Annotated in this window: 1 protein-coding gene; it reads right to left on the bottom strand. The window is 53.9% G+C overall.

Annotated features, from left to right (window positions below):
• Positions 1-114: 114 nt before the first annotated feature.
• Positions 115-13,077, bottom strand: coding sequence for a hypothetical protein (locus BLS62_RS13565; RefSeq protein WP_159436541.1), 12,963 nt, complete (start codon positions 13,075-13,077; stop codon positions 115-117).
• Between the last annotated feature and the right edge of the window lie 97 nt (positions 13,078-13,174).

Genomic DNA, 13,174 nt, shown 5'->3' with positions numbered 1-13,174 from the left:
GAAAGTCAGGGATGACCCGCGTGAGCGGGTCGAAGCCAAGTGCCTGGGCAAGCTCATGGTACTGGCAGACGTGGGTAATGTTGCAGCCATCAAGGTCTGTTTTTTGGCTCCTCGCTAAAATTTGATGCTCAGGCTGAGTTTACCGCCATAGGCTTCGTAATCCGACACTCCAATCCCATCATAGAACCCTTCGCCGAGGATGCGTATCTTTGGATTAGGGATTGTAATTGCTACACCTCCCTCAAATCGGGCTCTGAAGTTTCCATCAGCAGAGGCAAGCGTTGCATCAATTGGCACGCCGCTGGTCAAGCGGTTGAAGTCATAAATGCCGGAAATGGAGAGAAAGGAAGTAAGCTGATACCCGTTTTCACTTAGGTATTCATAGGTAACTCGCGGGCCAAACTCCAAGCTCCCCAGTGTGAAGGCTTGATCAGGAATTGTATTTCCGAGCCTATCGACATATTCCTCCTGTTTTTCAAAATAATATGTCAATCGTGCGAAGGGATTTAGAGTTAGAGCGTCAAGATTGAAGTCGCCAGTTAAACCTGCCTGCAACAGTAATCGTTCTGTGTCGAAGTTGTCAAAACCCAAGCCCAATGCGTTTACATCATTATTGGATCGACCATATGTTACCTGTCCATCCAGGTAGAGATTAGGCTGTAGTTGAACGACAGCATATGGACCGAACATCCAGCCCACACCTCTTGCGGATGTTGTCGCGGCACTATTGTCGACCTCAGAAATATCCAACTGTGTCATGAAACCTAAAAGCAATGTGTCTTCGTAACGGTAATCGACACCGGCAAAAAACAAACCGTTATTGCTTTCAAAATTATTGTTTTCGACACGGACGTAAGATCCTTGCGCCCAGATATCAAAGCCTGAGGAGGAGTAGCCACTTGAGGGATCACTACCGGAATCAAGAGTGTTTATTGCAGATGCAGCATCGTTAGGACCCGTTTCAGCAGCCCAGCCCAACTTCGCATCAGGATTGGCTTGCCCCACAAGATTGAAACCATTCACAATCCTATTTGTCGCCTTTGTTGCAAGCCCATTATTGAGAGAGTTCATTTTGGTTCTGAAGGCTGCATAGCTGAACTGGAATGAAGCTTGCTTACGGGCGGAAGAAACGTCGTAGTATAAGCTGTTAAGGCCTTTCTGTTGACCGAATTTCCCCGCCTTTAATCTCTGAACCAGCTTGGGTTGTTCTGCAACGATCTGATTTGCACGTGTACTAATAAATTCGGCGATAACTGCTTTTGTGCGTGCGATGTCTGCTGCACTATCACGACCGTTGGTAAGAGAGAAATCAGCTGTTGCAGTAACAACGCCAACACTGGCATTGACTGTGTAAGGCCCGCCAGATGTGCTGTTTGCTGTGACGTCTAAACTGGCCACACCAGAGGCGTTGGTGATTGCTGTGTCAGTGGCAGAGCTCAGACTTGCCCCGTTTGAGGGCGCCGTGAAGGTGACAACCACATTTGGAACCGGATTTGTGCCGCTGTCCAGGACGGTGACAACAAGTGGATTTGCAAAGGCGGTTGAGATCACTGCGTCTTGAGGAGACCCAGAGTCGGCCGTGATTGTGGCTGCGGCCCCGACGGTATTTGTCAGAGAGAAATCAGCTGTTGTTGCACCACCGACAACACTGGCTTCCACTGTGTAAGCGCCGACTGTGCTGTTTGCTGTGACGATGAAACTGATCTGACCGGCAGCGTCGGTGGTTTCTGTTTGAACGTCAGAGCTCAGACTTGCCCCGTTTGAGGGCGCCGTGAAGGTGACAACCACATTTGGAACCGGATTGGTGCCGCTGTCCAGGACGGTGACAACAAGTGGATTTGCAAAGGCGGTTGAGATCACTGCGTCTTGAGGAGACCCAGAGTCGGCAGAGATTGTGGCTGCGGCCCCGACGGTATTTGTCAGAGAGAAATCAGCTGTTGTTGCACCACCGACAACACTGGCTTCCACTGTGTAAGCGCCGACTGTGCTGTTTGCTGTGACGATGAAACTGATCTGACCGGCAGCGTCGGTGGTTTCTGTTTGAACGTCAGAGCTCAGACTTGCCCCGTTTGAGGGCGCCGTGAAGGTGACAACCACATTTGGAACCGGATTTGTGCCGCTGTCCAGGACGGTGACAACAAGTGGATTTGCAAAGGCGGTTGAGATCACTGCGTCTTGAGGAGACCCAGAGTCGGCAGAGATTGAGGCTGCGGCCCCGACGGTATTTGTCAGAGAGAAATCAGCTGTTGTTGCACCACCGACAACACTGGCTTCCACTGTGTAAGCGCCGACTGTGCTGTTTGCTGTGACGATGAAACTGATCTGACCGGCAGCGTCGGTGGTTTCTGTTTGAACGTCAGAGCTCAGACTTGCCCCGTTTGAGGGCGCCGTGAAGGTGACAACCACATTTGGAACCGGATTTGTGCCGCTGTCCAGGACGGTGACAACAAGTGGATTTGCAAAGGCGGTTGAGATCACTGCGTCTTGAGGAGACCCAGAGTCGGCAGAGATTGAGGCTGCGGCCCCGACGGTATTTGTCAGAGAGAAATCAGCTGTTGTTGCACCACCGACAACACTGGCTTCCACTGTGTAAGCGCCGACTGTGCTGTTTGCTGTGACGATGAAACTGATCTGACCGGCAGCGTCGGTGGTTTCTGTTTGAACGTCAGAGCTCAGACTTGCCCCGTTTGAGGGCGCCGTGAAGGTGACAACCACATTTGGAACCGGATTTGTGCCGCTGTCCAGGACGGTGACAACAAGTGGATTTGCAAAGGCGGTTGAGATCACTGCGTCTTGAGGAGACCCAGAGTCGGCAGAGATTGAGGCTGCGGCCCCGACGGTATTTGTCAGAGAGAAATCAGCTGTTGTTGCACCACCGACAACACTGGCTTCCACTGTGTAAGCGCCGACTGTGCTGTTTGCTGTGACGATGAAACTGATCTGACCGGCAGCGTCGGTGGTTTCTGTTTGAACGTCAGAGCTCAGACTTGCCCCGTTTGAGGGCGCCGTGAAGGTGACAACCACATTTGGAACCGGATTTGTGCCGCTGTCCAGGACGGTGACAACAAGTGGATTTGCAAAGGCGGTTGAGATCACTGCGTCTTGAGGAGACCCAGAGTCGGCAGAGATTGAGGCTGCGGCCCCGACGGTATTTGTCAGAGAGAAATCAGCTGTTGTTGCACCACCGACAACACTGGCTTCCACTGTGTAAGCGCCGACTGTGCTGTTTGCTGTGACGATGAAACTGATCTGACCGGCAGCGTCGGTGGTTTCTGTTTGAACGTCAGAGCTCAGACTTGCCCCGTTTGAGGGCGCCGTGAAGGTGACAACCACATTTGGAACCGGATTGGTGCCGCTGTCCAGAACGGTGACAACAAGTGGATTTGCAAAGGCGGTTGAGATCACTGCGTCTTGAGGAGACCCAGAGTCGGCAGAGATTGTGGCTGCGGCCCCGACGGTATTTGTCAGAGAGAAATCAGCTGTTGTTGCACCACCGACAACACTGGCTTCCACTGTGTAAGCGCCGACTGTGCTGTTTGCTGTGACGATGAAACTGATCTGACCGGCAGCGTCGGTGGTTTCTGTTTGAACGTCAGAGCTCAGACTTGCCCCGTTTGAGGGCGCCGTGAAGGTGACAACCACATTTGGAACCGGATTTGTGCCGCTGTCCAGGACGGTGACAACAAGTGGATTTGCAAAGTCGGTTGAGATCACTGCGTCTTGAGGAGACCCAGAGTCGGCAGAGATTGAGGCTGCGGCCCCGACGGTATTTGTCAGAGAGAAATCAGCTGTTGTTGCACCACCGACAACACTGGCTTCCACTGTGTAAGCGCCGACTGTGCTGTTTGCTGTGACGCTCAAACTGATCTGACCGGCAGCGTCGGTGGTTTCTGTTTGAACGTCAGAGCTCAGACTTGCCCCGTTTGAGGGCGCCGTGAAGGTGACAACCACATTTGGAACCGGATTTGTGCCGCTGTCCAGGACGGTGACAACAAGTGGATTTGCAAAGGCGGTTGAGATCACTGCGTCTTGAGGAGACCCAGAGTCGGCAGAGATTGTGGCTGCGGCCCCGACGGTATTTGTCAGAGAGAAATCAGCTGTTGTTGCACCACCGACAACACTGGCTTCCACTGTGTAAGCGCCGACTGTGCTGTTTGCTGTGACGATGAAACTGATCTGACCGGCAGCGTCGGTGGTTTCTGTTTGAACGTCAGAGCTCAGACTTGCCCCGTTTGAGGGCGCCGTGAAGGTGACAACCACATTTGGAACCGGATTTGTGCCGCTGTCCAGGACGGTGACAACAAGTGGATTTGCAAAGGCGGTTGAGATCACTGCGTCTTGAGGAGACCCAGAGTCGGCAGAGATTGTGGCTGCGGCCCCGACGGTATTTGTCAGAGAGAAATCAGCTGTTGTTGCACCACCGACAACACTGGCTTCCACTGTGTAAGCGCCGACTGTGCTGTTTGCTGTGACGCTCAAACTGATCTGACCGGCAGCGTCGGTGGTTTCTGTTTGAACGTCAGAGCTCAGACTTGCCCCGTTTGAGGGCGCCGTGAAGGTGACAACCACATTTGGAACCGGATTTGTGCCGCTGTCCAGGACGGTGACAACAAGTGGATTTGCAAAGGCGGTTGAGATCACTGCGTCTTGAGGAGACCCAGAGTCGGCAGAGATTGTGGCTGCGGCCCCGACGGTATTTGTCAGAGAGAAATCAGCTGTTGTTGCACCACCGACAACACTGGCTTCCACTGTGTAAGCGCCGACTGTGCTGTTTGCTGTGACGATGAAACTGATCTGACCGGCAGCGTCGGTGGTTTCTGTTTGAACGTCAGAGCTCAGACTTGCCCCGTTTGAGGGCGCCGTGAAGGTGACAACCACATTTGGAACCGGATTTGTGCCGCTGTCCAGGACGGTGACAACAAGTGGATTTGCAAAGGCGGTTGAGATCACTGCGTCTTGAGGAGACCCAGAGTCGGCAGAGATTGTGGCTGCGGCCCCGACGGTATTTGTCAGAGAGAACTCAGCTGTTGTTGCACCACCGACAACACTGGCTTCCACTGTGTAAGCGCCGACTGTGCTGTTTGCTGTGACGATGAAACTGATCTGACCGGCAGCGTCGGTGGTTTCTGTTTGAACGTCAGAGCTCAGACTTGCCCCGTTTGAGGGCGCCGTGAAGGTGACAACCACATTTGGAACCGGATTTGTGCCGCTGTCCAGGACGGTGACAACAAGTGGATTTGCAAAGGCGGTTGAGATCACTGCGTCTTGAGGAGACCCAGAGTCGGCAGAGATTGTGGCTGCGGCCCCGACGGTATTTGTCAGAGAGAAATCAGCTGTTGTTGCACCACCGACAACACTGGCTTCCACTGTGTAAGCGCCGACTGTGCTGTTTGCTGTGACGATGAAACTGATCTGACCGGCAGCGTCGGTGGTTTCTGTTTGAACGTCAGAGCTCAGACTTGCCCCGTTTGAGGGCGCCGTGAAGGTGACAACCACATTTGGAACCGGATTGGTGCCGCTGTCCAGAACGGTGACAACAAGTGGATTTGCAAAGGCGGTTGAGATCACTGCGTCTTGAGGAGACCCAGAGTCGGCAGAGATTGTGGCTGCGGCCCCGACGGTATTTGTCAGAGAGAAATCAGCTGTTGTTGCACCACCGACAACACTGGCTTCCACTGTGTAAGCGCCGACTGTGCTGTTTGCTGTGACGATGAAACTGATCTGACCGGCAGCGTCGGTGGTTTCTGTTTGAACGTCAGAGCTCAGACTTGCCCCGTTTGAGGGCGCCGTGAAGGTGACAACCACATTTGGAACCGGATTTGTGCCGCTGTCCAGGACGGTGACAACAAGTGGATTTGCAAAGTCGGTTGAGATCACTGCGTCTTGAGGAGACCCAGAGTCGGCAGAGATTGAGGCTGCGGCCCCGACGGTATTTGTCAGAGAGAAATCAGCTGTTGTTGCACCACCGACAACACTGGCTTCCACTGTGTAAGCGCCGACTGTGCTGTTTGCTGTGACGCTCAAACTGATCTGACCGGCAGCGTCGGTGGTTTCTGTTTGAACGTCAGAGCTCAGACTTGCCCCGTTTGAGGGCGCCGTGAAGGTGACAACCACATTTGGAACCGGATTTGTGCCGCTGTCCAGGACGGTGACAACAAGTGGATTTGCAAAGGCGGTTGAGATCACTGCGTCTTGAGGAGACCCAGAGTCGGCAGAGATTGAGGCTGCGGCCCCGACGGTATTTGTCAGAGAGAAATCAGCTGTTGTTGCACCACCGACAACACTGGCTTCCACTGTGTAAGCGCCGACTGTGCTGTTTGCTGTGACGATGAAACTGATCTGACCGGCAGCGTCGGTGGTTTCTGTTTGAACGTCAGAGCTCAGACTTGCCCCGTTTGAGGGCGCCGTGAAGGTGACAACCACATTTGGAACCGGATTTGTGCCGCTGTCCAGGACGGTGACAACAAGTGGATTTGCAAAGGCGGTTGAGATCACTGCGTCTTGAGGAGACCCAGAGTCGGCAGAGATTGAGGCTGCGGCCCCGACGGTATTTGTCAGAGAGAAATCAGCTGTTGTTGCACCACCGACAACACTGGCTTCCACTGTGTAAGCGCCGACTGTGCTGTTTGCTGTGACGATGAAACTGATCTGACCGGCAGCGTCGGTGGTTTCTGTTTGAACGTCAGAGCTCAGACTTGCCCCGTTTGAGGGCGCCGTGAAGGTGACAACCACATTTGGAACCGGATTGGTGCCGCTGTCCAGGACGGTGACAACAAGTGGATTTGCAAAGGCGGTTGAGATCACTGCGTCTTGAGGAGACCCAGAGTCGGCAGAGATTGTGGCTGCGGCCCCGACGGTATTTGTCAGAGAGAAATCAGCTGTTGTTGCACCACCGACAACACTGGCTTCCACTGTGTAAGCGCCGACTGTGCTGTTTGCTGTGACGATGAAACTGATCTGACCGGCAGCGTCGGTGGTTTCTGTTTGAACGTCAGAGCTCAGACTTGCCCCGTTTGAGGGCGCCGTGAAGGTGACAACCACATTTGGAACCGGATTTGTGCCGCTGTCCAGGACGGTGACAACAAGTGGATTTGCAAAGGCGGTTGAGATCACTGCGTCTTGAGGAGACCCAGAGTCGGCAGAGATTGTGGCTGCGGCCCCGACGGTATTTGTCAGAGAGAACTCAGCTGTTGTTGCACCACCGACAACACTGGCTTCCACTGTGTAAGCGCCGACTGTGCTGTTTGCTGTGACGATGAAACTGATCTGACCGGCAGCGTCGGTGGTTTCTGTTTGAACGTCAGAGCTCAGACTTGCCCCGTTTGAGGGCGCCGTGAAGGTGACAACCACATTTGGAACCGGATTTGTGCCGCTGTCCAGGACGGTGACAACAAGTGGATTTGCAAAGGCGGTTGAGATCACTGCGTCTTGAGGAGACCCAGAGTCGGCAGAGATTGTGGCTGCGGCCCCGACGGTATTTGTCAGAGAGAAATCAGCTGTTGTTGCACCACCGACAACACTGGCTTCCACTGTGTAAGCGCCGACTGTGCTGTTTGCTGTGACGATGAAACTGATCTGACCGGCAGCGTCGGTGGTTTCTGTTTGAACGTCAGAGCTCAGACTTGCCCCGTTTGAGGGCGCCGTGAAGGTGACAACCACATTTGGAACCGGATTTGTGCCGCTGTCCAGGACGGTGACAACAAGTGGATTTGCAAAGGCGGTTGAGATCACTGCGTCTTGAGGAGACCCAGAGTCGGCAGAGATTGTGGCTGCGGCCCCGACGGTATTTGTCAGAGAGAAATCAGCTGTTGTTGCACCACCGACAACACTGGCTTCCACTGTGTAAGCGCCGACTGTGCTGTTTGCTGTGACGATGAAACTGATCTGACCGGCAGCGTCGGTGGTTTCTGTTTGAACGTCAGAGCTCAGACTTGCCCCGTTTGAGGGCGCCGTGAAGGTGACAACCACATTTGGAACCGGATTGGTGCCGCTGTCCAGGACGGTGACAACAAGTGGATTTGCAAAGGCGGTTGAGATCACTGCGTCTTGAGGAGACCCAGAGTCGGCAGAGATTGAGGCTGCGGCCCCGACGGTATTTGTCAGAGAGAAATCAGCTGTTGTTGCACCACCGACAACACTGGCTTCCACTGTGTAAGCGCCGACTGTGCTGTTTGCTGTGACGATGAAACTGATCTGACCGGCAGCGTCGGTGGTTTCTGTTTGAACGTCAGAGCTCAGACTTGCCCCGTTTGAGGGCGCCGTGAAGGTGACAACCACATTTGGAACCGGATTTGTGCCGCTGTCCAGGACGGTGACAACAAGTGGATTTGCAAAGGCGGTTGAGATCACTGCGTCTTGAGGAGACCCAGAGTCGGCAGAGATTGTGGCTGCGGCCCCGACGGTATTTGTCAGAGAGAAATCAGCTGTTGTTGCACCACCGACAACACTGGCTTCCACTGTGTAAGCGCCGACTGTGCTGTTTGCTGTGACGATGAAACTGATCTGACCGGCAGCGTCGGTGGTTTCTGTTTGAACGTCAGAGCTCAGACTTGCCCCGTTTGAGGGCGCCGTGAAGGTGACAACCACATTTGGAACCGGATTTGTGCCGCTGTCCAGGACGGTGACAACAAGTGGATTTGCAAAGGCGGTTGAGATCACTGCGTCTTGAGGAGACCCAGAGTCGGCAGAGATTGAGGCTGCGGCCCCGACGGTATTTGTCAGAGAGAAATCAGCTGTTGTTGCACCACCGACAACACTGGCTTCCACTGTGTAAGCGCCGACTGTGCTGTTTGCTGTGACGATGAAACTGATCTGACCGGCAGCGTCGGTGGTTTCTGTTTGAACGTCAGAGCTCAGACTTGCCCCGTTTGAGGGCGCCGTGAAGGTGACAACCACATTTGGAACCGGATTTGTGCCGCTGTCCAGGACGGTGACAACAAGTGGATTTGCAAAGGCGGTTGAGATCACTGCGTCTTGAGGAGACCCAGAGTCGGCAGAGATTGAGGCTGCGGCCCCGACGGTATTTGTCAGAGAGAACTCAGCTGTTGTTGCACCACCGACAACACTGGCTTCCACTGTGTAAGCGCCGACTGTGCTGTTTGCTGTGACGATGAAACTGATCTGACCGGCAGCGTCGGTGGTTTCTGTTTGAACGTCAGAGCTCAGACTTGCCCCGTTTGAGGGCGCCGTGAAGGTGACAACCACATTTGGAACCGGATTTGTGCCGCTGTCCAGGACGGTGACAACAAGTGGATTTGCAAAGTCGGTTGAGATCACTGCGTCTTGAGGAGACCCAGAGTCGGCAGAGATTGTGGCTGCGGCCCCGACGGTATTTGTCAGAGAGAAATCAGCTGTTGTTGCACCACCGACAACACTGGCTTCCACTGTGTAAGCGCCGACTGTGCTGTTTGCTGTGACGATGAAACTGATCTGACCGGCAGCGTCGGTGGTTTCTGTTTGAACGTCAGAGCTCAGACTTGCCCCGTTTGAGGGCGCCGTGAAGGTGACAACCACATTTGGAACCGGATTGGTGCCGCTGTCCAGGACGGTGACAACAAGTGGATTTGCAAAGGCGGTTGAGATCACTGCGTCTTGAGGAGACCCAGAGTCGGCAGAGATTGTGGCTGCGGCCCCGACGGTATTTGTCAGAGAGAAATCAGCTGTTGTTGCACCACCGACAACACTGGCTTCCACTGTGTAAGCGCCGACTGTGCTGTTTGCAGTGACGATGAAACTGATCTGACCGGCAGCGTCGGTGGTTTCTGTTTGAACGTCAGAGCTCAGACTTGCCCCGTTTGAGGGCGCCGTGAAGGTGACAACCACATTTGGAACCGGATTTGTGCCGCTGTCCAGGACGGTGACAACAAGTGGATTTGCAAAGGCGGTTGAGATCACTGCGTCTTGAGGAGACCCAGAGTCGGCAGAGATTGAGGCTGCGGCCCCGACGGTATTTGTCAGAGAGAAATCAGCTGTTGTTGCACCACCGACAACACTGGCTTCCACTGTGTAAGCGCCGACTGTGCTGTTTGCTGTGACGATGAAACTGATCTGACCGGCAGCGTCGGTGGTTTCTGTTTGAACGTCAGAGCTCAGACTTGCCCCGTTTGAGGGCGCCGTGAAGGTGACAACCACATTTGGAACCGGATTTGTGCCGCTGTCCAGGACGGTGACAACAAGTGGATTTGCAAAGGCGGTTGAGATCACTGCGTCTTGAGGAGACCCAGAGTCGGCAGAGATTGAGGCTGCGGCCCCGACGGTATTTGTCAGAGAGAAATCAGCTGTTGTTGCACCACCGACAACACTGGCTTCCACTGTGTAAGCGCCGACTGTGCTGTTTGCTGTGACGATGAAACTGATCTGACCGGCAGCGTCGGTGGTTTCTGTTTGAACGTCAGAGCTCAGACTTGCCCCGTTTGAGGGCGCCGTGAAGGTGACAACCACATTTGGAACCGGATTTGTGCCGCTGTCCAGGACGGTGACAACAAGTGGATTTGCAAAGTCGGTTGAGATCACTGCGTCTTGAGGAGACCCAGAGTCGGCAGAGATTGTGGCTGCGGCCCCGACGGTATTTGTCAGAGAGAAATCAGCTGTTGTTGCACCACCGACAACACTGGCTTCCACTGTGTAAGCGCCGACTGTGCTGTTTGCTGTGACGATGAAACTGATCTGACCGGCAGCGTCGGTGGTTTCTGTTTGAACGTCAGAGCTCAGACTTGCCCCGTTTGAGGGCGCCGTGAAGGTGACAACCACATTTGGAACCGGATTTGTGCCGCTGTCCAGGACGGTGACAACAAGTGGATTTGCAAAGGCGGTTGAGATCACTGCGTCTTGAGGAGACCCAGAGTCGGCAGAGATTGTGGCTGCGGCCCCGACGGTATTTGTCAGAGAGAAATCAGCTGTTGTTGCACCACCGACAACACTGGCTTCCACTGTGTAAGCGCCGACTGTGCTGTTTGCTGTGACGATGAAACTGATCTGACCGGCAGCGTCGGTGGTTTCTGTTTGAACGTCAGAGCTCAGACTTGCCCCGTTTGAGGGCGCCGTGAAGGTGACAACCACATTTGGAACCGGATTTGTGCCGCTGTCCAGGACGGTGACAACAAGTGGATTTGCAAAGGCGGTTGAGATCACTGCGTCTTGAGGAGACCCAGAGTCGGCAGAGATTGAGGCTGCGGCCCCGACGGTATTTGTCAGAGAGAAATCAGCTGTTGTTGCACCACCGACAACACTGGCTTCCACTGTGTAAGCGCCGACTGTGCTGTTTGCTGTGACGATGAAACTGATCTGACCGGCAGCGTCGGTGGTTTCTGTTTGAACGTCAGAGCTCAGACTTGCCCCGTTTGAGGGCGCCGTGAAGGTGACAACCACATCAGGAACCAGATTACCGGCGCTGTCCTTGACTTCCACAACAAGTGGATCTGTGAAGGCGGTTGAGATCGCTGTGTTTTGAGCATCCCCAGAGGTGACCGAGATTGAGGCTGCGGCCCCGGCGTTATTTGTAAGAGTGAAATCAGCTGTTGTTGCAACACCGACAACACTGGCTTCCACCACATAAGTCCCGGCTATGCTGTTTGCTGTGGCGTCGCTGAAACGGGCCTCACCGGCAGCATCGGTTTCCGCGTCAATAAGGACAATGCTCAGACTTGCCCCGCTTGAGGGAGATGTGAAGGTGACTTTCACATCATGAACCGGATTGCCGCTGCTGTCTAGGACGGTGACAACAAGTGGATCTGTAAAGTCTGACGAGATATCTGCGGCTTGATCACCTCCAGAGTCGGCAGATATTACCGCCGCGGCCCCGGCGTTATTTGTAAGAGTGAAATCAGCTGTTGTTGCAACACCGACAACACTGGCATTGACTGTGTAACCGCCGACTGTGCTGTTTGCTGTGACGTCTAAACTGGCCACACCAGAGGCGTTGGTGGTTGCCATTAGAGGGGTAGTGCTCAGACTTGCCCCGGATGAGGGCGCCGTGAAGGTGACAATCACACCTGCAACCGGATTACCGCTACTGGAAAGGACGGTGACAACAAGTGGATTTGTAAAGTCGGTTGAGAACTCTGTGTCTTGAGCATCTCCAGAGGTGACAGAGACTGAGGTTGCGGACCCATCATCAAACAGCACAGTTTTGGTGGCAGAGGCCGTATTGCCATTGCCAGCCACGTCCTGTCCCGCATCTGCGGGCACGGTAAGAGTCAGATCGCCGCTGCCATCGGGGGTGATTTCCGCCGTATAGGCGGCCGGACCATCGGAAATTCCTGTGAGGTCGCCATTGGTGACGGTCAGATCCGTGACCAGATCGTCAAAGCCGGTCACATTTTTTGAGAAGGTGACGGTCACGGTGAATGGATTGGTGCTGTTCACATTGGCCGGAACACCCGATAACGTGACGGTGGGCGCAACATCATCAAACGGTACAGTACTGGTGGCAGAGGCCGTATTGCCTAGGCCAGATCCGTCCAAGGCCGCATCTGCGGGTACAGTAAGAGACACATCGCCGCCACCGTCCGGGGTGATTTCCGCCGTATAGGCGGCCGGACCACCGGAAATACTGGTGAGGTCGCCATTGGCGACGGTCAGATCCGTGGCCAGATCGTCAAAGCCGGTCACATCTTCAGAAAAGGTGACGATCACGGTGAATGGATCGGCGTTTACTGCGGCCGGGATACCCGACAACGTTACGGTGGGCGCATCAACAGTAACGGAAACGTCATCAACCTGTCCGTCATTATTTGGGGCGAGATCCGATGCGCCTGTATTAATGATGCGAATTATATTAATGTCATCTGTTAATGTAACGACATAACTTTTTGCTACTGATGTGGGAGATGTAACTGTAAAATCTCGAGTATCAACTACCGTGTCAGTTGGTGAACGAAGTTCGACCGTAAAATATTGTTCCGGGCCACTGGGACTTCCAGTTTCAGTAAGCAGCAGAGAAATACTTACAATACTACCGGAAACAATAGTCTGCAGGAACGTTTGTTCTATGTAATCACCAAAAACGGATTCACCGCCAGAATTAAATGAGACTATCCCGTTGCTGACTGTAGGAGGTTGAGAACCTGTAACATTCACTAAATCCCAGTCTGTGGAGCCATTGGAAAAATCACCATTTCTAATAAACTCTACCTCCTGAGCGGAAGCGGGAGCGGAAGCCGCCAACAAAACAAGG

The organism is Pseudovibrio sp. Tun.PSC04-5.I4, from assembly GCF_900104145.1.
Classification (GTDB): Bacteria; Pseudomonadota; Alphaproteobacteria; order Rhizobiales; family Stappiaceae; genus Pseudovibrio.
This window is presented reverse-complemented; position numbering and strand designations above follow the sequence as displayed.